Genomic DNA, 22,573 nt, shown 5'->3' with positions numbered 1-22,573 from the left:
TTCGTATTACAAAAAGGGAGTGGAATATATGTTTATCGAAACAAAGACATTTACAGTAAAAGAAGGTACATCTAATATAGTTGTAGAACGTTTCACTGGAGAAGGAATTATTGAAAAATTTGAAGGCTTCATCGACTTAAGTGTTCTCGTGAAAAAAGTGAGACGCGGAGATGAAGAAGTAGTAGTTATGATTCGCTGGGAATCTGAAGAAGCATGGAAAAACTGGGAAACTAGTGAAGAACATTTAGCTGGACATAGGGCGGGCCGCGGTAAGCCAAAACCAGATCATATCATTAACGTTGAGCATGGGGTTTATTATGTGAAATCATCGAAATCGGCTTATCAACAGTCGTAAAAATACATTTGCTTAATTATAATCTTTCAAATAAATAACCATCTATCTGTTTACTGATAGATGGTTATTTATATTGAATAAAGAGAACGATTCGCATGTGATGTAAGAAGAATTAACGGACAGGTTAAAACTAGAAATGCTATAATGTAACTCGATCAGTGAGAAAATTAGGAGGGATAATAGTGGTTCAATCGATAGTTCATATTGCATTAGTAGTAAAAGACTATGACGAGGCAATAGAGTTTTATACAAAGAAGCTAAATTTCACATTAGTTGAAGATATTTATCAGCCAGAAGAAAACAAACGGTGGGTAGTGGTATCTCCTCCAGGTTCAGTCGGCACCACAATATTACTAGCCCGGGCATCTAAACCTGAGCAAGAGCCCTTTATTGGTAACCAATCAGGTGGTAGAGTATTTCTTTTCTTAAATACTGACGATTTTTGGAGAGATTATAATGAAATGATTTCAAGAGGAATAGAATTTGTGAGAGAACCGAAAGAGCAATCGTACGGAATTGTTGCAGTATTTAAGGATTTATACGGGAATTTATGGGATCTGTTGGAACTAAAGGATGATCACCCAATTGCACAAAGAATTAAGTAGAATAAGTAGATTACTACGATTGTCAATCTTTATCGGTAAATCGAGATTCCGTGTCGAAGCGTTCATATAATTTCATTTACTGCATTCCAAATTTTGCATTAAAAAAACGTTCTAGACGATAGAAAAAAGTATTAGACTATTAAAAAATGAACACTTGAATACACCCCTTTTAACATTCAAGTGTTATTAATATGGGGCAATATACTTTCGTATAACCTCTGTTTAAAAGGAGATGGGTAAATGAAGTTGAATCATTTAAATCTATGTGTTGATGATTTATCAGAAGCTAGACATTTCTTTGAAACTTTTTTTGATTTTCAATTTTTGGAGCAAAAGGGAAAGGCTCTTGTAGTGATGAGTGACGAGAGTGGATTTATACTCGTATTAAGTGATCCAAAAGCATTTAAGGGGAAAAACGACGTTACATATCCTGAAGCTTTTCATATTGGCTTTTTAGTGGAAACTTCAAGTGAAGTTGATCAAGCATATAATCGTTTAGTAGCTGGGGGCATTGAAATAGACAAGGAACCTTATACGATGAGAGGTAGTAGTTATGGTTTTTATTTTACAATGTTTAATGGATTGTTAATTGAAGTATCGTGCCTTGATTATAGAGATGGTAAGAAAATTTCAAAACTCAATGTCACACATCAAGAGTAATTCTTTGAGGGGTATATAGAGTTACATAGTCTGTCATTTTTATCCCGCTATTTGCCGGGAAGTAAGACTCCAACCTCAAAATTCGGCTGAAGCAAAGAAGTTAGGTGGGAGGCGAGCTGACCGTAAACGCCCGATTGGTGAAGGCTAATAATCAGTGGGGGATGAATAAAACCCCACTGATTAAAGTTCCACTTTATTTTAATTTTTCACATCATTATATAGTTCCAGCGCCTCTTTCACATTCAATCTATTTTTCACAATACCATGAATCGCTTGAATCATCGCAGTTGGATGTTCGGATTGCCATATGTTTCGGCCCATGTCTACTCCGATTGCACCTTCTTGCAGCGCATTGTACGTAATGTTTAATGCGTCTTCGATTGAATCTAGTTTTGGGCCGCCCGCGATTACGACTGGGGCAGGGCATGTGCTCGTAATTTTTTCGAATCCTTCGCAGTAATATGTTTTAATAATGTCAGCTCCCATTTCAACACATACGCGGGAGGCGAGTGCTAGGAAGCGAGCTTCTCGTTTTTGTAGTTCTTTCGCAACGGCGGTAATACCGAGTACTGGCAGGCCGTAATCGTGAGCTTCAGAGACTACGTTTGCGAGATTTGAAATAGTTTGTGTTTCATAGTCTGATCCAACAAAGACAGAAACACCGACGCCAATTGCGTTTTGTTTTACTGCCTCTTTCACAGGTGTAACAATTGTTTCATTCGCTAAATCTTTGCCGACTACAGTTGCCCCGCCTGATACACGCATAACCATCGGTGTGCTGCAGTTTTCAGGTATACATGAGCTGAGTACACCTCGTGTTAAAAAGAGGGAGTCTGTATATGGAAGCAAGTTTTTAACTGTTTCTAACGGTTGTTCTAGTCCGTGAATCGGTCCTAAAAAGTAGCCGTGATCTATCGCTAACATAACTGCTCTGCCGTCAGGTAAAATTGTGTTTAATCGATTTTTAAATCCCCAAGTCATTCGAAATCACTCCTTCGTTAATGTTGGATTTTCAGTTTGCACTGTATCTTTATTTGGTAAATGTGGTGACTTTATAAAAACAGCTTTAAAAGGCTTATCGGAATGGTTAATAAGATAGTGAGATTCGTGAGGGCGAACTTGCAAGACATCTCCTTGTTTTATCGGTACTCTTTCGTTATTTACATAGAAATCTATTTCGCCTTCTAACGCATAAAAGACTTCTTCGCACGTTGTATGATAATGATTTTGAAACTCTTGCCCAGGCTGAATAACGACTAGGCCAAGATCGATATTTGGACCTTGTATTAAATATTTAGGTCCGTTATCACCGAAGCGATAGGTGAAATCATCCTCATTCACTTTAAGCATAGAAATCACTCCTTTATGTAATGTGTTACAGCGCACCTGGGGCAATCCACATATGTGATGTGAAACCTTTATCAGCTAAAGAAAGTTGACTTTCATACACTGTTTTCCATGTGTCATAGTACCCTTTATATCGTTCATGATTTTCAGCGTTTGGCTCAAACGTTTTTTCCCACTGTACAAATTGTTCGGCAGTCTCTTCCATAGATGAATATATTCCAGCACCAACTCCAGCAGCAATTGCCGTACCTAAAGCAGCGGCTTCTTTTACAACTGGTACTTTCACTGGAATTCCGAGTACGTCTGAAAGAATTTGTGGCCAGAGTTTTCCTTTTGCACCGCCGCCAGCAAATATAACTTCGGAAGGAAATGCCCCTGTAAGATTTTCAATTAGTTTTAAGTTTCCAAGTGTAACGAAGGCGGCATTTTCTTCTATTGCACGGAACATTTCTTTCTTACCACATTTTTCAGCATCTAAACTTAAATTTAAAAAGGATGGTGCAGCATGTCGCCAAGAAATATAGTTCATTACATTTGAAAAAGTGGGGATTATGCCATGTGAGCCGACAGGAACTTCTTTCGCTTGTTCTTCTAGTAATTCATAAGCGTCTACACCGAGTTTTTCAGCGAGTCTTTTTTCTTCTTGGCAAAAAGCATCTCGAAACCATCTCATAACAAGGCCAGGGAAAAAGGCGATTGTTTCATATTGCCAAAGGTTAGGGATGACGTGGCAATTTACACGAACAAGTGCATTTGGATCTGTTTCTGGTTTTGTTATATTTACTTCTTGTTGCCAAAAACTGCCCCCGCATATAAATGTTTGTTCTGGCTTCACGACTCCAGTTCCGAGTGAGGCCATTTGTGCATCTCCGCCGCCAGCAACGACTGGTGTTCCTTCATGTAATCCTGTTAATTCAGCGCTTAGTTTTGTGATATTCCCAATAACCTTACCAGCCTCATTTACTTTTGGTGAAAAGGCTAGAGTAAGCCCACATTGCTCAGCAACCCAGTTATCCCACGCTCTATTTTGTAAATCGAATATACCGGACGTACATCCGTTTGAAGGATCAATTTGCAGTACGCCACACAATTTATATAAAATCCAATCGTTTAACATTGTAAAAGAATGAATATGATTGTATACGTCTGGCTCATGTTTTTTAATCCAAAGTAACCGCGGTAAAGCACCTAATGAAAATGTTTGACCTGACTTTCTATATAAATCTTCTTCAATTTCGGAACGAATTTGTTTTAGTTCACTAACTTCCGCTGATGCGCGGCCATCAACATTTGCACAAGCCCATATTTCTTGCCCGTTTTTATCGTATAAAACAAAACCTTCTCGCATACTCGTTGCACTAATACCTTTAATAGAAGAGGGGGGCGTATTACTTTTTTGAATAACATCCTTCGTACATTCTTGAACGAGCTGCCAGTTTTCTGTTACATCAAAATTCATAGAACCAGGGTAACGACTATCTGATTTATGAATCCATTCTTTTTGACTAACAGCAAGTTGATTACCGTTTAAATCAAAAAGAACTGCTCGAATGCTCCCTGTACCAGCGTCGTAAGCTAATAGAGTAGAAATTAAGAGTCACCTTCCTTTCTTAATAAGGAGAGGGCAGTTTCTTCATCGGTAATTAATGTATGAATGAATTTTCCTTTTAAGGCGCCGTAAATTGCATCTATCTTTTCTGTGCCGCCAGCTACACCAATGACATGTTTCATATTTTGAAGAACAGAGAGTGGTGTGCCGATAAGACGGTTATGATGGGGAAGTTCTAATTGTTTTCCGTCAGTATTATAAAATTGCCCTAAAATATCTCCGGCCCCGTTTTGACTACGTATATAAGTCATTTCACGTAGTGTTAATTTTTCTTCTTTCACAATTGTGGCGTCTTGAGATAAACCGGCAATGCCAACTACTGCTGTATGAGCGAGTGAAGCGACATGAAGCATATCTTTCACGCTCGGTTCAGATAGAATAATTTGCGTCATTTCGTTTGTAGATGTTAAAAAAGGGGTAGGAATCATATGAAGATCGCCTTGCATGTAGTTTAAATAGCTTTGATTTCTTGGAATATAGTGATTTACGCCTCCTGTAAGAGTAACGATTGAAAGATTCATAGAACTATCAAAATGAATGTTTTCTAGCATTTTACTTATCGTCTCTCCCCAGCCAATCCCAAGTAAATCTCCTTGTTGCAGATGAGTTTCTAAATATTGTGCGGCAGCTTTTCCGAGTGAAAATGCATAATCCTCAGTTGGCATTGGAATAACGAAAGCATCTTTTAGATGAAATTTTTTCATAAGGTCACGTTCGATGCTTAAACAGTGCAACCCAGTACCTTTTACGTGAAATGTGACGACACCTTCCGTCCGTGCTTTATCTAACAACCGAACGACTTTATTTCTTGAAATGTGAAGAAGTGAAGCAATTTCTTGCTGGGTTAATTGATCTTTATAATAGTACCAAGCTACTTTTGTTAACAAATTGTCTTCAAAGTTGAGCTGTGACATACTCTTCATCCCTTTCAACAATTGACCACTGCTTAAACATATGTGCTCGTTATTTTGTTTATTCCAGTTGAAGCGATAAATAGTCCAGTGAAAAAAGTGTTCTAGATATGAAAAAAGAAATATACAATGCTACAAAACAAGTAGAACAAAAAATCATTTTCTCAAAAAATGTTCTGCATAAAGGCAGGTGACAATATGTGGAGAACGTGCCCTTATTACAAGTTACAAAGATGAGTAAATCATTTGTAGATCAACTCGTATTAAAAGAAGTCAATTTACAATTAGAGCGTGGAGATGTATACGCTTTAGTCGGAGGAAATGGTGCGGGGAAATCAACGTTAATGAAAATATTAACGGGTTTGTATTCATACGATGCTGGAAATATGTATGTGAAAGGGGAAATACAACAGTTCTCAAACACAGCAGAAGCACATCAACATGGCATATATTTAATACCACAAGAGCCGCTCATCTTTCCGCATATGACAATTGAAGAGAACATTTGTATCGGAATGAAGGCGAAAAAGAAAGAACTTCGAAATAAAATTAATAAGTTGCTAGAAGGCTTAGGTTGGAACATTCAACTTCATGAGCTAGGGTTATCGTTATCCATTGCCCAGCAACAATTAGTAGAAATATTGAGGGGATTAATAAGGGAAGCTGAGATTCTTATTTTAGATGAGCCAACATCGACATTAACAACTCACGAAATTAAGAGTCTTTTTGTGCTGATGAAAAGTTTAAAAGAAAAAGGAATTGGCATGATTTACATTACGCATCGTTTTCCAGAAATCTTTGAAATTGCGAATAAAGTAGCGATTTTGCGTGACGGAATGATTGTAAGTCAAGGGGATGTATCAAGCTATACATATGACATGCTAATGGAGGGATTATTACCGAAAGGTTATAAACTTGAGGAGAAAAAAGAGATCATACAAGAGGAAACAGAGCATTCGAAAAAACTATTAGATGTCACGAATGCGTCTAGTTATGCGTTTCAAAATGTATCATTAACTGTACACGCTGGAGAAGTTGTTGGGATTGCAGGTATCGTCGGATCAGGTAGGACTGAATTAGCTGAATCAATATTTGGATTAATTCCTTTGAAATCAGGTTCTGTTTTATTAGAGGGGAAATCCATTACAAAGTATCCGGTACATAAGCGAATAAAGAAAGGAATGGTGTATGTACCAGAGGACCGAGCGGGGAATGGCATATTTTCAATTGCGTCTGTTAAGGAAAATATAACATCTGCATCTTTAAACAGTATGAGTAGCTTCTTTTTAAAAAATAAAAAAGAAAGCGCTTTATCGGAGTTGTATATAAAACAGTTTCGAATTGTTGTCCCTCATATGAATGAGAAAATGACGTCTTTATCAGGTGGGAACCAACAGAAGGTTGTGCTAGCGAAATATCTTGCATGTAATCCGAAAGTGATTATTCTTGATGAACCGACCCGCGGCATTGATGCGAAAGCAAGACTAGAAGTATACGAAACGATACAAAGTTTGAAGAGAGAGGGACTTGCGATCATATTAATCTCTTCAGATGTAGAAGAAATTGTTCAATTAGCGAATCGGGTATATGTGATGAGAAACGGAGAATTCGTCTCTCATTTAGAGAAGAAGGAAATTTGTATTGATGAAGTTACACGCCTTGCGTACGGAGGAAAGGGAGGTGTAACGGAGTGAAACGTGTATTTAAAATGCATGAGACGTCTATTATTATTTTATTACTTCTTTACATAGCCTTCGTTGGAGTAATGAATCCGAGTTTTGTGCAGTTTAGTTCCTTATCTTTAATTATGAAATCAAGCGTGATTTTAGTTGTTTTGGCAATTGGTCAATCTTTCGTATTGTTTACGAAAAATATAGATGTATCAGTAGGATCTATTATGGGATTAAGCGCTGCGGTTTGCGGGATGTTGTTAACAGATGGATACAGTGCCTTTATTTCAATATTTGCGGCAATTATACTTGGTGCTCTTATTGGTATGGTAAACGGAATTGGCGTTACGAAATTTCGAGTGCCAGCTATCATTATGACATTAGGAATGCTCGGTATTAATAGAGGTGCAATGTTAATATTCACGGGCGGAAAGTGGATTGAAGATATTCCGAATGAGTATAAACAAATTTCTTCTATTATGATGTTAGGCATTCCGGTAACGGTATGGACCGTTCTTATCATATTACTACTGCTATATTTCTTTTTAATGAAAGTACAAATTGGAAGATATTTTTATGCGGTAGGTGATAATGAAGATGGTGCAAGGCTTATTGGAATACATGTAGATAAAGTGAAAATATACGCGTTTATCATATCAGGTATAAGCGCTGGGCTCGCTGGATGCATATTCGTAATGAATATTGGGTTCGTTCCAAATCAAACAGGTACAGGGATAGAATTACAAGTTATCGCCGCTGCTGTTTTAGGTGGTATACATTTAAAAGGAGGAACAGGTTCTATATTTGGAGCGGCATTAGGTGCATTTTTTTTAGAAGTGATAAGCAGTTCACTCGTCTTTTTAAAAATACCTGCATTTTGGAATAGTGCTATTTCAGGATTTTTACTTTTACTCATCATCATATTAGATAGTGTCTTAAAAAAATGGAAGAAACTCCGGCAATTAGAAGAAAGGAGGGTGAATCTATGAGGGGAATACGTAGCTTGTATAGGTGGGAAGGGGTTCTTCTCATATTGCTTCTCGTAGAATTCATTCTCTTTAGTTTCATAAATAGTGATTTCTTAAACATTAGTAACCTCCTTTTTAGTATGAACGATTTCCTCATTATTTCAATAGCGGCTATTCCGATGACATTTGTCATTGTAACTGGCGGAATTGATGTTTCAGTAGGATCTATTATGGGGCTTACTTCGATTTTTATCGGAGTACTTTGGATGAATGGCATGCCTATACTGTTGGCCGTTATCATTGCGCTCGTAATAAGTTGCATAGCGGGCGGATTAAACGGACTTATTATAAAAATGACAGATGTAGAACCGCTTGTCGTTACACTTGGAACGATGTTTTTATATGCAGGAATCGCCCTTGTTATTTCAGGTGATTCGGGTGCAGCGGGCTATGAAGGAATAAGCGGTTTACCAGATTCGTATGTGCAACTGGCAAATGGTAGTTTTATCGGTATACCTAATCTATTATGGCTCCTTGTCATTTTAACGATAGTATTTACGATATTGTTTCACCGTACAACATTTGGTCGCTACGCAAAATTAACTGGCGCAAATGAAAGTACGGCGAGATATTCCGGCATTCGAACGAAGAAAGTAGTGATTATTGCATACGTACTTTCTGGGTTAGGAGGTGGATTAGGAGGAGCTTTCTTAACAGCGTATTTCGGTTCTGCTCGTGCTGATATTGGAAGTGAAACGATTTTGCCAGTTATTACGGCAGTTGTTTTAGGCGGAACACTTATTACGGGCGGAAAAGGGAGTATTATTGGGACAGTACTAGCGAGTATTTTTATAGGAATCATGCAGTACGGTTTGCAAATGACTGGCTTAACGAATGAACAATCCAATGTAGTAATTGGTATTATCCTTATTCTTTCAGTTATTATGAGACATTTCAAATTACATCAATTCTTAGCGGGGAAAAGACGGAATTTGCATAAGGGGGAAATGTCATGAAGAGAAAACTGGGGATTGTTATTATTATGTGTATTTGCTTAATCGGTTTAATCGCTTGCTCTAGCCAAACGGCAGATAAGAAAAAAGCAGACGATGTGAAATTTGCGTTCATTCCGAAATTAACGGGAGTTGGCTTCTTCACATCAGGTGGTGAAGGTGCAAAAGAGATGGGAGATAAGTTAGGTGTACAAGTGAAATATGATGGACCTTCTGAAGCGAGCGTATCAGGGCAAGTAAAATATATAAACAATTTTATTAACCAAAACTATGATGCAATTATGGTTTCATCTACGTCAGTTGATGGTCTCTCGCAATCATTACAACGTGCAAAGAAAAAAGGGATGACAGTATTAACGTGGGATTCTGATGTGAATCCGAAAGACCGTTCGTTTTATATTAGCCAAGGTACACCAGACCAACTTGCAAACTTATTAATTGAAATGACTTCGAAGCAAATTGGAGATAAAGGAAAAGTAGCATTCTTTTATTCAAGCCCGACTGTAACAGATCAAAATCAATGGGTAACGAAGGCGAAAGAGATTATTAAAGAGAAATATCCGAATTGGGAAATTGTAACGACGCAATATGGTGAAAATAATGCGCAAAAATCTTTATCAGTAGGGGAGAGTATTTTAAAAACGTATCCGGATATTAACGCAGTAATATGTCCAGATGCAACAGCACTTCCAGCGATGGCGCAAGCTGCTGAGAATTTGAAAATGGATAAAAAAGTAGTCGTAACTGGTTTTTCGACACCGAACGTTATGCGTGATTATGTAAAACGAGGAACGGTACAACAATTTGGTTTATGGGATGTTAAACAACAAGGTGCACTTGCAACTTATGTCGCAAATGAAATTGTTGTAAAAGGGAAAAAGCTAAAAGTAGGGGATAGCTTTGAAGTAAAAGGAATCGGAAAAGTGAAAGTAGAGCCAAACTCAATTCAAGGGTATGATTATGAGGCAGACGGAAACGGTATTATCGTATTACCAGAACGAGTTGTATTTACAAAGGATAATATTGATAAGTATAATTTCTAGTAGAAAATAAAAACGTCCGAATATATCGGACGTTTTTATTATCTCGTTTTTAAAATCTATTCATTAATTGTGAACAGCTTCTTTTTCATTTAACCCAAGTGTGCGTCCTGTGGAAGCGTGAAGCTCTTGGAACAGTCTTGGATTTTCCGTAAGTGACACGCCGTAAGAAGGGACCATTTCTTTTATCTTTGGCTCCCATTCTAGTATACGTTCTGGGAAGCATTTTTCTAATACTTCAAGCATAACGTGAACAGCAGTAGAAGCACCTGGAGAAGCACCAAGTAACGCAGCGATTGATCCGTCATTTGCACTAACAACTTCTGTACCAAATTGAAGTGTGCCTTTACCACCTGCATCAGTATCTTTAATTACTTGCACACGTTGACCAGCAACGACAATATCCCAATCTTCACTTTTAGCGTTCGGAATAAACTCACGTAATTCTTCCATACGCTTTTCGTGTGATAACATAACTTGTTGGATTAAGTATTTTGTTAATCCCATTTCTTTTACACCAGCTGCTAACATCGTTAAGACGTTATTCGGTTTTACAGAACCGATTAAATCAAGATTTGAGCCAGTTTTTAAGAATTTAGGTGAGAAGCCAGCAAATGGTCCAAACAGTAAAGCTTTTTCGTTGTTTATATATCTTGTATCAAGGTGAGGTACAGACATTGGCGGAGCACCAACTTTAGCTTTACCGTATACTTTTGCATGATGCTGCTCTATAACTTTTTGGTTTTTACATACCATAAATAGTCCACTTACTGGGAATCCACCGATATGTTTTGATTCAGGAATACCAGTCTTTTGTAGTAGAGGTAGGCTACCGCCACCGCCGCCAATAAAGACGAATTTTGCAGTATGATGTTCGATTTTACCACTATTCATATCATGTACTTTCACTTCCCACAAACCATTCTTCGTGCGTTTAATATTTTCAACACTATGTTTGTAATTTAGTTCGACATTTTTAGTTTTTAAGTAATCAAACAACATGCGCGTTAACGCACCAAAGTTAACATCTGTTCCAGAGTCAATTTTCGTTGCAGCCATTGGTTCATTAGAGTTACGGCCTTCCATAATGAGTGGAAGCCATTTTTTTAATGTGTCAGGAGCGTCAGAAAATTCCATTCCTTGGAATAGCGGGTTTTTTGAAAGCGCTTCAAAACGATTTTTTAGAAACTCTACATTTTTTTCCCCTTGCACCAAACTCATATGAGGTAGTGGCATAATAAAATCTTGTGGATTACGAATTAAGTTTCTCTTTACAAGATACGCCCAAAATTGTCTTGAAAGTTGAAATTGTTCATTAACTTTTACAGCTTTACCAATATCTATAGACCCGTCAGATTTTTCGGATGTATAGTTAAGCTCACATAGCGCAGAATGTCCTGTACCGGCATTATTCCATTCGTTAGAACTTTCTTCTCCGGCATTTGCGAGTTTTTCAAATACTTTAATTTCCCATTCAGGTGCCAATTCTTTCAGTAATGATCCTAACGTTGCGCTCATAATTCCAGCGCCAATTAAGATAACGTCTGTTTTTTGCTGCATGTTGCTCATGATAATCTCTCCATCCCCTATATTGGCAAAAAAGAGTAGGTGTTTTTATATCTAAGCCGTAAAAAGAAAACACCGCCTAGGCCCCACCTAGGTATTTACCTTTTTTGTCTCAATTATATAACCATCTCATAGTCTATTATAATAATTAATAGACTAAAATATCTAGTGTTATCTGATAATTTTAAACTATTTAACGTTTTATTTCATAGAATTCTTCTGTCATAAGGGTAAAAAGCATAGTAGTAAAGCGGAATTTGGAGAAGAATTCCAGTTTGATGTTATCCCGAAAAAACTTCTATTTTTATGTTTTATCTTTGGAAACTAGTAAAATTCTATTTTTGAAACATTTAATTTGAAAAAATAGAGTAAATAACAAATAAATGATAAGATTATTCTGAAAATAAAACAGGAGGGCTACCAATGCTTACACGAGAACAAATCGCAAACTTATTTCGGAATTTTTCTGTAAATGAATGTAAAGGATCGAGTGTTTTATACGAATACTTATCAATAAAAATTTCTGAAGATGGGGAAGTTCTTACGTTAGCGTCCTACGCGCAACCTGGTCAACCGGTCCCAAACTTATTATTAGGTACGGTCCATTATTTATTGTTAAAAGGAAAAGAGCACAGTTTAAAAAACTATTATCAAAGTTTAGTTGAAAATGCTGATATAAATTTTGAAAATGCCTTTTACCAATTTAAAGATTTTTGCCATGTATATAGAGAAGAAATTATCTCTTTATTACAAACGAAACTTGTTCAAACGAATGAAGTAAGACGATGTACCTATTTATATCCAAGTTTCTGTTACATATTTAATAAAGTGAACAAACCATTAGCGTTAATAGAGATTGGTACAAGTGCGGGATTACAACTATTTTGGGATCAATATCGTTATTCATATGGAACGGAAGAAGTGTATGGAAATAGACAATCAAATGTTCATTTACAATCAGAAATAAAAGGGGAGAAGAAGCCCTCCTTTCTAAAACAAAGTCCACCTGTCGTAGAAAGAATCGGACTAGATTTACATGTGAATGATTTAAATGCCGATGAAGATTATTTATGGTTACGCGCGCTTATTTGGCCAGAACATAAAGAAAGACTTGAACTATTCGATCAAGCAGCAGCGCTTGTAAAAGAAAAATCAGTGAGATTAATAGAAGGTGACGGTGTAGCACTTCTTCCATCAATTGCAGATCAAATAAGGGAAGATGCGGTGATTTGTATTTTCCATACACATGTAGCAAACCAAATACCTGAAAATGTAAAACATACGCTAGAAAAACAAATTAAAGAAATTGGTGCAAAACGTGATGTATTCCACCTATATAACAACATGTGGGACCGGAACCTTCATATTGATTATTATATTAACGGAAACGAATATTGTGAAACTGTTGGGGAAACGGAAGGACATGGGAGATGGTTTAGTTGGGGATTGGAGGATAAGACTTTGTGCTAGAGTAAACCTAATAATTATGGGTTTCATCACCAAAATTCGTAATAAAAATAGCTGATGGAAGACACTCCATCAACTGTTTTTTACTTTTCATAAAACTCATTAGGTATCTAAGGTAAGCGTCAAATATTCCTCACCTACAAGTTGTAAATAGCCCATGAGATTCATCTTCTTACATCCAAAGATTTAAAGAAATTGGATTATTAAAACCTGACAGGTGTCAAAAAAGAACCTACCGGTTAATTAGCTATATTACTGGTTCAAGAAATTATTACTTCAAACGGAAGAGCCGAAGGAAAGTAAATGTTTAAAATGAATATATAATACATGCGAGAAAGAGCACAATTTGATAAGGGGGCTTCCAAATGCATATGGATGAAAGAATGAATTTGCAGTTAACAAGCCAGGCTCTTCAGGTAATGAATAACGGAATTGCTGTCATAAGTCATGATGGAATCATCACATTCAGCAACCAACCATTCTGCAGCATGTTACATAAAAAAGAAAATGAAATAATAGGTAAGCATATATCAACGATTATTCCTGATCGTAAAAAGCTAGTAGTGAATCAAAATGATAGTTTGTACAAGTACGAGTGTAAGGTGGGCAACCAAGTATTGATTATGAATGAATCTCGTGTATATCAGAGCGGGAAAGAAGATGGATCAATTGCCATTTTGGAAAACAAGGAAAAAAGTATACAGTCCTTGGAAAGTATCATCAGTCGGTATGAAAATGCCTTGAATTTACTGTCGGAGTGTATTCTAGGGGTAAATGAACAAGGGATTGTCAATTTTTTAAGTGGTTCTTATGCACGATTTTTAGGGATTGATGATCCAAAGGAAGCGATAGGTAAGCATTGTACGGAGGTTGTTGAGAATACGAGGATGCATATTATCGTGAAGACGGGACAGGTGGAAATTGGGCATATCCAGCGTATAAGTAATCGGAATATTATCGCAACTCGCATACCTATTGTTAAGGACGGTGAGGTTATTGGTGCGATTGGTAAAATTATGTTTCATGATATACAGCAGTTTAAAGCTTTGGGGGATCAGATTAGTGCAATGGAATCAAAGTTATCTTACTATCAAACTGAATTACAGCGGTTACAAGAAGGTAGGTTGTCCTTTCAAAGTATTATAGGAGAGAGTGTGAAAATGAAAGAAGTTAAAACGATGGCCTTGAAGGTTTCTAAAAGTCGGTCTACCGTTTTGATAAGAGGAGAGAGCGGTACAGGGAAGGAGCTCTTTGCGCATGCGGTACATCGTGCAAGTCCGCGTGCTAGGGGTTCATTTATTCGTTTGAATTGTGCTGCGATTCCGAGGGATCTTTTGGAGGCTGAATTATTTGGATACGAAGAGGGGGCTTTTACAGGAGCGAAAAAAGGTGGTAAGCCTGGGAAGATTGAGTTGGCCCATAAGGGAACGTTGTTTTTAGATGAGATCGGTGATATGTCTTTGGACATGCAGGTGAAGTTGCTGCGTGTGTTGCAAGAGAAAGAGATTGAAAGAATTGGTGGTACGAAAATTCAAAAGATTGATGTCCGTTTCATTGCGGCGACACATCGAAATCTTCGTGAAATGGTGCAAAGAGGGGAATTTAGGGAGGATTTATATTATAGGTTGAATGTGTTTGCGATCGATATTCCTCCGTTACGAGAGAGAAAGGAAGATATGATACATATAACGGAATTTTTAATTCAGAAATTGAATGGGGAGCTGGGGAGTAGCGTTCTTTCATTGGATGAGAGAGTAAGGGATATATTCATGGAGCATGATTGGCCAGGGAATATTAGGGAGCTAGAGAATGTGTTAGAACGAGCGATGAATGTTATAGAAGGAATGATCGTTCAAGTTCATCATCTTCCTGTCTATTTGCGGAAAAAGGATTTGGAAGAAGAGTTATATCATGAAATATTTGCGGTGGATCAAGAGAAGAATGAGATGAGTTATTCACTGCAGGAGGAAGTGGAATCTGCTGAAAAACGGGCGATTACGAGAGCTTTGGAAAAGACAGCTGGAAATATAAAAGAGGCAGCCGAGCTTTTAGGGATTCATCGGGCTAGCTTATATCGGAAAATAGAAAGATATGAAATGTCATGAAGGAAAGTAAAGGGCAAACAAGCCCTTTTTTTGTTTGGTTTGCAGTAATACATACTGTCTCTTTTTTGCGACACTTTCTTATAGATGCGACATGATCGCAATCATTTGTAGCGTAAATGCGACATGTGAAGGTGGACAAGTAAGGGAGACTCGGGGTATGTTCCTGAAGGAATAAGGGAATAGAGAATGAGTCGATTTTTGGCATGTTTCTTGCTATATAAATAAAAAGGATTTTAGCAGGAAGGGGATGGAAGTCAATGCTGGAAAATCATAGTTTGCCGCATTTTATTATGCAAAGTATCGAAAAAACACCAAATAAGGTGTATTTACAATTTGAAGAACAAAGGGTTACGTATGAGGAGCTCTATCATCGAATTACTAGAGCCGCAGCGGGATTTTGTGAGCTCGGTATTCAAAAAGGTGACAAGGTTTGTATTATGCTTCATAACACTCCTGAATATCTGGATGTATGGTTTGCTTTATCTTTTATGGGAGCAATTGCGGTGCCTCTGAATGTGCATTTAAAAGGGGAAGGTTTACAGTATATTTTATCTCACTCTGATTGCAAGTTGATTATCATTGATAAGGAATTTGTTCCTCAAATTGCTTCTTGTTTGCCATTTATACAAAGGGACATTCAAATTGTCGTTTACGGAAATGATGAAAGCGCAATCATTACAGGTGATGGTAAAGAACGGCTCGTAATCGAATTGAAAGATGTACTGAATACAAATAATCATCACCTTCCAACTGAATTTGTTTCCTCCTCTTCTATAAACGGTATCCTTTATACCTCTGGAACGACTGGATTACCTAAAGGGGTCATGTTAAGTCATTCGGCCTATGTAAATTCTGCGCAGTCATTTGCCACCTATATGGTTGGCGCAAGTTCGAAAGATATTTTATTTACAGCGCTGCCGTTATTCCATATTAACGCCCAGGCCCATACAGTACTCGGTGCTATTTCTTCCAATGCGACAATTGCTCTTGGCAAGCGGTTTAGTGCTTCTGGATTTTGGGATGAAATTCGCGGTCATGGCGCAACCATTTTTAATTCTTTAGGATCTATGATTCCTATTCTCTGCAAGCAACCAGAAAAGGAAAACGATAATGAAAATTTTGTAAGGGTGACGGCTTGTGCTGCTACGCCTAAGGAATTTTGGAAGCCGTTTGAGGAGCGGTTTGGCGTCAGGATTGTGGAAGGCTACGGATTAACGGAAACGACGGGTTTTTGTGTAACGAATCCATTGAATGCCAATAAGCCGCCTTCTATTGGAAAACCGTATTCTTACGTAGAGACGAAGATTGTTAATGAGGAGGGGAATGAAGCGCGGACTGGTAAAATTGGGGAGATTTTTATCCGTTCCTTACAGGGACAAACATTCATGGAAGGCTACTATAAAATGCGGGATAAAACAGAGGAGGCGATGAATGAGGGGTGGTTCCATACAGGAGATCGCGGTTATCTAGATGAGGAAGGTTACTTATATTTTTGCGATCGAATCAAACAGTGTATCCGGAGGCGTGGAGAAAACATCTCCTCTTGGGAAATCGAAAAAGTCGTGAATAATCACCCGAAAGTACTTGAATCAGCGGCCATCGGTGTTCCATCGGAAGTGGGAGAAGAGGATGTCAAATTATATGTGATTGTGAAGAAAGGAGAAATGATGTCCCATGAAGAGATTATAGATTGGTGTCAAGAACGTATGGCTTACTTCATGGTGCCGCGATATGTCCAGTTCAGTGAAACTTTCCCAAAAACCGCGACGGAACGGATTCAGAAGTTCAAGCTGAAGGAGGAAGGAATCAGTACTGCTTGGGATCGCGAACAGGTCGGCTATGTAATTAAAAGAACGAGTTGATGTGCTGAAGGGGAGTAAAACAGTTTGCTTTTTATCTCATTACATATTGGAAAGAAGGGATTTCATTGGAAAATAAGCGGGTTGTTACATGGTCCAAAGAAAAAGGAATCGCGACGATTATCATTGATAATCCTCCTGTGAATGTACTGAGCTGTGCTGTGATTGAGCAACTGAAGGCGGCGGTCGACGAAATCGAACGGGATGATGAAGTAATTGCTGTACTTTTAACTGGTGCTGGAGAAAAGGCTTTCGTTGCAGGAGGGGACATCAAGTCGTTTCCGGAATGGATTGGGAAAGGGAGTGAATATGCAGAGGGAAAATCATTGTGGCTTCAGAACCCATTAAATAAAATAGAAAGATTGCCGAAGCCTGTAATCGCTGCTATTAACGGATTAGCGCTTGGGGGCGGTTGTGAATTAGCCTTATCATGCGATTTACGGATTATAGAAGAACATGCCCAAATCGGACTTCCGGAGGTGAAGTTAGGATTGTTTCCAGGTGCGGGAGGCACGCAACGTTTGCCTCGATTAATAGGAACTGCAAGTGCGAAAGAAATGATGTTCACTGGTGAACCGTTCACTGCCGAAGTAGCTTGGCGAGTTGGTTTGGTGAATCATGTTGTTCCGCGTGGCGAAGCACTGAATAAGGCGAAGGAACTAGCCGCGAAGATGGCTCGATTTTCCCTTCCTGCTTTATCTTTGATGAAGCAATCTATCAATAAGGGATTATCTTCTTCTCTTGAGGACGGGCTAAAAATAGAAGCTGAGAATTTCGGCCATGTATTTCAAACGAGTGATGTAAGAGAGGGAGTGGAGGCTTTTATAGAAAAGAGGGTACCGCTTTTTCATCATAAATAAAATAACAAGAAGTAATGCCTGCCTCTGGCAGGCGTTGCAACAATAAATAAAAATATAAAAGGGTGTAAAGTAAATTTAAGAGAATCCATTTTATTGAGGGGGATTACGGTTATGGATTTATTGATTGTATTGCTATCGCTTGGCTTGCTTATATTTGTAGCTTACCGAGGATTCTCAGTCATTTTATTCGCTCCGTTATGTGCTTTGTTAGCTGTGTTTTTAACGGAACCGGCGAATGTTTTACCATTCTTTTCTAATGTTTTTATGGCGAAGATGGTCGGATTCATAAAATTATATTTTCCTGTATTTTTGCTTGGAGCGATATTCGGTAAAGTGGTAGAAATCACTGGAATAGCAGAAAAAATCGCGAAAATTATCATACGTTTTATAGGTGTGAAAAGAGCTATTCTTTCCATCGTGTTAATGGGAGCGATTCTTACATACAGTGGTGTCAGTTTATTTGTCGCAGTATTTGCGATATATCCATTTGCGGCGCAATTATTTCGTGAGGCGGATATTCCGAAACGTCTCATTCCAGCGACAATCGCATTCAGTGCATTCACGTTTTCGATGGATTCACTTCCTGGATCACCTCAAATCCAAAATGTTATTCCAACTACGTTCTTTAAAACAGATATTTATGCAGCTCCTACATTAGGGATTATCGGAGCACTGTTTATCTTTATATGTGGCATGCTGTATTTGGAAAGGTGTAGGAAGAAGGCTGCTGCTAAGGGCGAAGGGTACTTCGGAAAAGACGGTGCTACTTCTGAGATGGCTGCCACAACTAGCGCACAATTGGTGCAAAATCCGATTGCTTCCAGCGATGTAATTCCAGCTAGTTACTGGGTAGCTTTTCTCCCACTTGTACTGGTTGGAGTGATGAATAAAGTCTTTACAGAATTCATCCCGGTTTGGTATACAAAGGGATTTAATTTTGCATCCATAGGTTTGAAGGAGTACGGAACAATTGATATGGGACAAGTCGTGGGGATTTGGTCAGTGGAAATGGCACTTCTTATCGGAATATTGTCTGCTATATTATTAAACTTCCAAGCGGTAAAAGAGCATTTTCAATCTATTACAAGCGTGGGTGTAAGTGGTTCAATCTTAGCTGCCATGAACACTGCAGCCGAGTATGGATTTGGTGCTGTTATAGCAGCTTTACCCGGATTTGTCATGATTCAAAATTCTTTGACAGGGACATTTTCAAACCCTTTAATTAGCGGAGCGGTCATGACGAATATTTTGTGCGGTCTGACGGGATCAGGTTCGGGTGGAATGAGTATTACATTAGGTTTAATGGCAGAAAAATATATTGAAGCGGCAGCGAACTTTGATATTCCGTTAGATGTGCTGCATCGTGTAATTGCAATGGCGGCAGGAGGTATGGATACTTTACCTCATAACGGAGCAGTTATAACCTTACTTGCGGTTACAGGATTAACGCACCGGGAAGCTTATAAAGAGATTTTTGGTATTACGATAATTAAGACATTAGCCGTTTTCTTCGTTGTTGGAGTGTATATGATGTTTTCTATTGTATAGTAGGGAGGTTGCTTGGCTGTTATAAATAACGCAGCTATCAAGTTTATATATAATGGTAAGCAGAAACAGCCAACATTCCATGAAATGTTGGCTGTTTGTATATTTTCAATGAATTTCACAAAAAAACTTCAATTGTAGATTGGAATTGAACTATCCTAACCTTCACTTGGTCTAGAGGAGGAGGGCTTCTCGGTTAAAATGATAAAGTCAGTAAATTTACTTGTTACAACAATGCTCTTCTTCCCATCTATTGCGTCATAACCCATTTTTCACCTTTGATAATAGGTGCACCGCCATGTAAAGTAAGTATGTTTATTTGATTCATCCTGATAAAAATACTTGAAATATACCGCCCAAGTAGCAATTTCATTACAAGGTGCAGCAACTACAAACAAATCCTCACATTGAACCCCAGCTGGCCAACATTCATAATAGTCGTGAAAATCATTTACAAACATGATTTGTCCGTTCTCAAATAGGATAACAAATGTGGAGTTTCCGTACCTATTTATAAAAAAGTTAAAAATTAATCATAATATTATTATGTAAACAGAAGTAGTGAATGTACAGCTAGTTAAATAGTTCAATATTTTTGATTTTTCTATGGCTGTATAAGTATGATGTTCGTAGGGGGGCGATCATATGAGCAAACACAAAAAGGTTATAGCGATTTCAGGCAGTATTAGGGAAGGGTCATCTAATACAAATGTATTAAAAACTTTAGCAGCATTTATTCCAGAAGGTATAGATTACACTATTTATAATGGAATAGAGGAACTTCCTCATTTTAATCCGGATGTAGATCGAGTGGGAGCGCCGGCTGTTGTTGAAGAGTTTCGAAAGACATTAAGCGAAGCACATGCACTTATTATTTGTACGCCAGAGTATGCAAAAGGTATTCCAGGAGTTTTAAAAAATGCGTTAGAATGGCTTGTTTCATCAGCGGAACTATATAAAAAACCAGTGGCTATCATAACAGCTTCACCGTCAATTGCGGGAGGGGATAAAGCCCATGAATCTTTATTACTTACGTTAGGTATGCTAGATACAATTGTCGTTCAAAATGGCTCGTTATTAATCCCGTCTGTACGCACTAAATTTAGTGATGATGCAAAAGTTATAGATGAGGATATAAGGCAAGCTCTTGTCTCTCTAGTTCAAACTGTAGTAGACGAGATAAAGAAATAATGATTTAGATCGTATTAAGGTGAAAATGGGACTTTTATAATAAAAAAAAGATAAAAGCAATGCTACTGTTAGTTCAAATGTAGTATTGCTTTTTTATATAGTTAAATATATTTACTCAAAATCTCCCCAGGCAATCCATCAATCTCACAAACTTTTTCAGATGTAAAACCGACGTTTATTAAAATTTTTCGAGAGGGGATATTGTTTGGATCGATAATTGCCTTTAGTACGTTTACATCTGTCTGCTTCGCTATTTCAATTAATTCTCTTGCAATATAACTACCATAGCTTTTTCCCCAGTGCTCCGGCAATAGCATATAACCAAGTTCAGCTTCTTTTATACCATCCTCATTTACTGTTACATGTCCAAGGCCGATAAATTCATTTGTTGCACTGTCATAAACTTTATACGACCCAAACAGTTTATGTTTTTCATTGCGCCTTAACAATTTTTCATAGTCGTTTTGCGCTTCTTCTAACGGAATAGCACGCTCTGTAATTTGTGCCATCACTCTTTCATTTGATACGAGCTGGAAGTATGGATTAAAATCTGTTGCTTCAAATTTTTTGAAATGTAGTTTATGCATCGGATTCCTCCAAACGAATTTTTAATTGTTCTTCAGAAAAGATAATCGACAGTTAAATAGTAATCTCTATTTGATTACCTTCAGGATCACCTACTACACTTTCGTAATAGCCATCTCCAGTGAAACGTGGTCCATTTAATAAAGAATAACCAGCTTCTTTTAACGTTTTTGTTAGTTCATTTACACGTTCTTCACTACCAACAGAAAAAGCCATATGTGCATAGCCAGTTATATTTAGGTTAGGCTCGTTATCTATGCCTTTCTTACGCATAATTTCTAAGCGCGCTCCAGATTCGAACGTAATAAAATAAGATTCAAAGTGTTTCGCTTTATTACAATATAAAGAGTTTGCTTTACCATTGAAATACTTCGTATAAAAAGTACGCATTAATTCTAAGTTATATACCCAAATTGCTATATGTTCGATTTTCATAGGTTTCACCAATTCTATCTGTACTAATTAGGCTTCCACTGTATAAAAGTTGCATGTACATTGCAAGAAATTTGATTTGGTTAAAAAAGGTGATTGTTAATTTTTGCTTGTTTACGTACATACAATTATGTAATTAAGTGAATGACTTACATAGGAATTACAGAAAAGGGGGAATGAGGCTTATGAGTCAATTAGAGCAAATGATGTACGTTGGTGTCATCATGTCTATTGTACTTTCCGTAATGATTTTGGGGTCTTTATATTATAATCCTCGTCTTTCGTTAAATGATTATCCGAAAGATATTCAAAAGGCAGTTTTTCCGAAATCAATTCATGAAAAAAAGCAAACGATGTACTTTAATATTGCATACAATGTGATTCTCTTCGGTACTCCTTTCATTTCAACCTATATACTATATCAACATGAAACATTATTGTATATTGAGGCCTATTTACATACTTTTGGTATTTTAATGATTTTCAATTTAGTAGATTTATTAATAATCGATTGGCTTATTTTTTGCTGGATTACCCCGAGATTTGTTGTTATTCCTTGTACGGATGGGATGAAGGGATATAAAGATTACAAGTTTCATTTAAGAGGGGCTATAGTCGGTACTCAATTTTTAGCAATCGTAAGTTTATTTCTGGCAGGGATTGCGACAACCATTTAGTAAAAAGAAGAAGGATAGGAAACGTTTATATAAGATAAGTAGATTTATAATGTATAGAATTAAAAATGAGAATTTGATACTATTGGAGTAAAGGGTTTTAATAACGGT

Annotated in this window: 21 protein-coding genes and 1 pseudogene; 14 read left to right on the top strand and 8 right to left on the bottom strand. The window is 37.5% G+C overall.

Annotated features, from left to right (window positions below; all coding sequences use genetic code 11):
- The first annotated feature begins 28 nt into the window (after positions 1-28).
- From hmoA to BWGOE10_RS14390, 3 genes are all read left to right on the top strand, one after another.
- On the top strand, positions 29-355 hold the full coding sequence (gene hmoA / locus BWGOE10_RS14400) for a heme-degrading monooxygenase HmoA (RefSeq protein WP_002013488.1): 327 nt from the start codon (positions 29-31) through the stop codon (positions 353-355).
- A 182-nt stretch (positions 356-537) separates the two neighbouring features.
- The gene (locus BWGOE10_RS14395; RefSeq protein ID WP_070143636.1) at positions 538-960 is read left to right on the top strand and encodes a VOC family protein; all 423 of its coding nucleotides are present in this window, start codon (positions 538-540) and stop codon (positions 958-960) included.
- A 240-nt stretch (positions 961-1,200) separates the two neighbouring features.
- On the top strand, positions 1,201-1,620 hold the full coding sequence (locus BWGOE10_RS14390; RefSeq protein ID WP_070143634.1) for a VOC family protein: 420 nt from the start codon (positions 1,201-1,203) through the stop codon (positions 1,618-1,620).
- 198 nt (positions 1,621-1,818) lie between these two features.
- On the opposite strand, the gene lsrF is transcribed toward BWGOE10_RS14390, so the two are convergent.
- Genes lsrF through BWGOE10_RS14370 form a run of 4 tightly spaced genes read right to left on the bottom strand, consistent with a single transcriptional unit; the run spans position 1,819 to position 5,490 of the window.
- A complete protein-coding gene (gene lsrF, locus BWGOE10_RS14385; RefSeq protein WP_070143632.1) occupies positions 1,819-2,601 on the bottom strand; it encodes a 3-hydroxy-5-phosphonooxypentane-2,4-dione thiolase in 783 nt (260 codons plus the stop codon).
- 6 nt (positions 2,602-2,607) lie between these two features.
- Entirely contained in the window at positions 2,608-2,970 is a 363-nt protein-coding gene (locus BWGOE10_RS14380) for a cupin domain-containing protein (protein WP_000921867.1), read from the bottom strand.
- Between the two features lie 25 nt (positions 2,971-2,995).
- Positions 2,996-4,558, bottom strand: a complete 1,563-nt coding sequence (gene lsrK, locus BWGOE10_RS14375) for an autoinducer-2 kinase (RefSeq protein ID WP_070143631.1) — start codon at positions 4,556-4,558, stop codon at positions 2,996-2,998.
- On the bottom strand, positions 4,558-5,490 hold the full coding sequence (locus BWGOE10_RS14370; RefSeq protein WP_070143629.1) for a sugar-binding transcriptional regulator: 933 nt from the start codon (positions 5,488-5,490) through the stop codon (positions 4,558-4,560). The genes lsrK and BWGOE10_RS14370 overlap by 1 nt, the downstream gene beginning before the upstream one ends.
- 197 nt (positions 5,491-5,687) lie before the next feature.
- Between BWGOE10_RS14370 and BWGOE10_RS14365 the strand changes: the two genes are divergently transcribed.
- Genes BWGOE10_RS14365 through lsrB form a run of 4 tightly spaced genes read left to right on the top strand, consistent with a single transcriptional unit; the run spans position 5,688 to position 10,181 of the window.
- Positions 5,688-7,181, top strand: coding sequence for a sugar ABC transporter ATP-binding protein (locus tag BWGOE10_RS14365; RefSeq protein ID WP_070143627.1), 1,494 nt, complete (start codon positions 5,688-5,690; stop codon positions 7,179-7,181).
- Positions 7,178-8,146 (top strand): ABC transporter permease subunit, encoded by a 969-nt coding sequence (locus BWGOE10_RS14360; RefSeq protein WP_070143625.1) that lies wholly within the window; start codon positions 7,178-7,180, stop codon positions 8,144-8,146. Before BWGOE10_RS14365 ends, BWGOE10_RS14360 begins: the two co-directional genes overlap by 4 nt.
- The gene (locus BWGOE10_RS14355) at positions 8,143-9,141 is read left to right on the top strand and encodes an ABC transporter permease (protein ID WP_070143623.1); all 999 of its coding nucleotides are present in this window, start codon (positions 8,143-8,145) and stop codon (positions 9,139-9,141) included. Before BWGOE10_RS14360 ends, BWGOE10_RS14355 begins: the two co-directional genes overlap by 4 nt.
- Positions 9,138-10,181, top strand: coding sequence for an autoinducer 2 ABC transporter substrate-binding protein LsrB (gene lsrB / locus BWGOE10_RS14350; RefSeq protein ID WP_070143621.1), 1,044 nt, complete (start codon positions 9,138-9,140; stop codon positions 10,179-10,181). Before BWGOE10_RS14355 ends, lsrB begins: the two co-directional genes overlap by 4 nt.
- 63 nt (positions 10,182-10,244) lie before the next feature.
- Here lsrB and BWGOE10_RS14345 read toward each other — a convergent pair whose 3' ends face one another.
- Positions 10,245-11,747 carry a malate:quinone oxidoreductase gene (locus BWGOE10_RS14345; RefSeq protein WP_070143619.1) on the bottom strand — a complete coding sequence of 501 codons (1,503 nt, stop codon included), beginning with the start codon at positions 11,745-11,747 and terminating at the stop codon, positions 10,245-10,247.
- Positions 11,748-12,167: 420 nt separating this feature from the next.
- Between BWGOE10_RS14345 and BWGOE10_RS14340 the strand changes: the two genes are divergently transcribed.
- The 5 genes from BWGOE10_RS14340 (at position 12,168) to BWGOE10_RS14320 (ending at position 19,583) form a co-directional block, all read left to right on the top strand.
- A complete protein-coding gene (locus BWGOE10_RS14340; protein ID WP_070143617.1) occupies positions 12,168-13,214 on the top strand; it encodes a DUF2332 domain-containing protein in 1,047 nt (348 codons plus the stop codon).
- A 362-nt stretch (positions 13,215-13,576) separates the two neighbouring features.
- Positions 13,577-15,316, top strand: a complete 1,740-nt coding sequence (locus tag BWGOE10_RS14335) for a sigma 54-interacting transcriptional regulator (RefSeq protein ID WP_070143615.1) — start codon at positions 13,577-13,579, stop codon at positions 15,314-15,316.
- A 257-nt stretch (positions 15,317-15,573) separates the two neighbouring features.
- Entirely contained in the window at positions 15,574-17,178 is a 1,605-nt protein-coding gene (locus BWGOE10_RS14330; protein ID WP_070143613.1) for an ATP-dependent acyl-CoA ligase, read from the top strand.
- Positions 17,179-17,243: 65 nt separating this feature from the next.
- Positions 17,244-18,035 carry an enoyl-CoA hydratase gene (locus tag BWGOE10_RS14325; protein WP_070143611.1) on the top strand — a complete coding sequence of 264 codons (792 nt, stop codon included), beginning with the start codon at positions 17,244-17,246 and terminating at the stop codon, positions 18,033-18,035.
- Positions 18,036-18,146: 111 nt separating this feature from the next.
- Positions 18,147-19,583 carry a GntP family permease gene (locus tag BWGOE10_RS14320; protein ID WP_070143609.1) on the top strand — a complete coding sequence of 479 codons (1,437 nt, stop codon included), beginning with the start codon at positions 18,147-18,149 and terminating at the stop codon, positions 19,581-19,583.
- Positions 19,584-19,830: 247 nt separating this feature from the next.
- Here the strand turns inward: BWGOE10_RS14320 and BWGOE10_RS31575 are convergent.
- Positions 19,831-19,936, bottom strand: a pseudogene (locus BWGOE10_RS31575) (2OG-Fe(II) oxygenase); the annotation flags it as partial.
- A 289-nt stretch (positions 19,937-20,225) separates the two neighbouring features.
- On the opposite strand from BWGOE10_RS31575, the gene BWGOE10_RS14315 reads away from it, so the two are divergent.
- Positions 20,226-20,771 (top strand): NADPH-dependent FMN reductase, encoded by a 546-nt coding sequence (locus BWGOE10_RS14315; protein ID WP_070143607.1) that lies wholly within the window; start codon positions 20,226-20,228, stop codon positions 20,769-20,771.
- A gap of 101 nt (positions 20,772-20,872) precedes the next feature.
- On the opposite strand, the gene BWGOE10_RS14310 is transcribed toward BWGOE10_RS14315, so the two are convergent.
- Positions 20,873-21,358 (bottom strand): GNAT family N-acetyltransferase, encoded by a 486-nt coding sequence (locus tag BWGOE10_RS14310; RefSeq protein WP_070143606.1) that lies wholly within the window; start codon positions 21,356-21,358, stop codon positions 20,873-20,875.
- A gap of 52 nt (positions 21,359-21,410) precedes the next feature.
- Positions 21,411-21,791: a VOC family protein gene (locus BWGOE10_RS14305; protein ID WP_070143604.1), complete on the bottom strand. Its 381-nt coding sequence runs from the start codon at positions 21,789-21,791 to the stop codon at positions 21,411-21,413.
- Between the two features lie 182 nt (positions 21,792-21,973).
- Here BWGOE10_RS14305 and BWGOE10_RS14300 point away from each other — a divergent pair, with 182 nt between their 5' ends.
- The gene (locus tag BWGOE10_RS14300; protein WP_070143602.1) at positions 21,974-22,465 is read left to right on the top strand and encodes a nitroreductase; all 492 of its coding nucleotides are present in this window, start codon (positions 21,974-21,976) and stop codon (positions 22,463-22,465) included.
- The last annotated feature ends 108 nt before the right edge of the window (positions 22,466-22,573 follow it).

Origin of the sequence: Bacillus mycoides (assembly GCF_001757995.1) — a bacterium.
GTDB classification, from domain to species: Bacteria; Bacillota; Bacilli; order Bacillales; family Bacillaceae_G; genus Bacillus_A; species Bacillus_A mycoides_B.
This window is presented reverse-complemented; position numbering and strand designations above follow the sequence as displayed.

Coding starts and splice junctions, on each gene's coding strand:
- hmoA (WP_002013488.1), top strand. CDS start 29: ATGTTTATCGAAACAAAGACATTTACAGTAAAAGAAGGTACATCTAAT.
- BWGOE10_RS14390 (WP_070143634.1), top strand. CDS start 1,201: ATGAAGTTGAATCATTTAAATCTATGTGTTGATGATTTATCAGAAGCT.
- lsrF (WP_070143632.1), bottom strand. CDS start 2,601: ATGACTTGGGGATTTAAAAATCGATTAAACACAATTTTACCTGACGGC.
- BWGOE10_RS14380 (WP_000921867.1), bottom strand. CDS start 2,970: ATGCTTAAAGTGAATGAGGATGATTTCACCTATCGCTTCGGTGATAAC.
- BWGOE10_RS14370 (WP_070143629.1), bottom strand. CDS start 5,490: ATGTCACAGCTCAACTTTGAAGACAATTTGTTAACAAAAGTAGCTTGG.
- BWGOE10_RS14355 (WP_070143623.1), top strand. CDS start 8,143: ATGAGGGGAATACGTAGCTTGTATAGGTGGGAAGGGGTTCTTCTCATA.
- lsrB (WP_070143621.1), top strand. CDS start 9,138: ATGAAGAGAAAACTGGGGATTGTTATTATTATGTGTATTTGCTTAATC.
- BWGOE10_RS14345 (WP_070143619.1), bottom strand. CDS start 11,747: ATGAGCAACATGCAGCAAAAAACAGACGTTATCTTAATTGGCGCTGGA.
- BWGOE10_RS14340 (WP_070143617.1), top strand. CDS start 12,168: ATGCTTACACGAGAACAAATCGCAAACTTATTTCGGAATTTTTCTGTA.
- BWGOE10_RS14335 (WP_070143615.1), top strand. CDS start 13,577: ATGCATATGGATGAAAGAATGAATTTGCAGTTAACAAGCCAGGCTCTT.
- BWGOE10_RS14330 (WP_070143613.1), top strand. CDS start 15,574: ATGCTGGAAAATCATAGTTTGCCGCATTTTATTATGCAAAGTATCGAA.
- BWGOE10_RS14320 (WP_070143609.1), top strand. CDS start 18,147: ATGGATTTATTGATTGTATTGCTATCGCTTGGCTTGCTTATATTTGTA.
- BWGOE10_RS14315 (WP_070143607.1), top strand. CDS start 20,226: ATGAGCAAACACAAAAAGGTTATAGCGATTTCAGGCAGTATTAGGGAA.
- BWGOE10_RS14310 (WP_070143606.1), bottom strand. CDS start 21,358: ATGCATAAACTACATTTCAAAAAATTTGAAGCAACAGATTTTAATCCA.
- BWGOE10_RS14305 (WP_070143604.1), bottom strand. CDS start 21,791: ATGAAAATCGAACATATAGCAATTTGGGTATATAACTTAGAATTAATG.
- BWGOE10_RS14300 (WP_070143602.1), top strand. CDS start 21,974: ATGAGTCAATTAGAGCAAATGATGTACGTTGGTGTCATCATGTCTATT.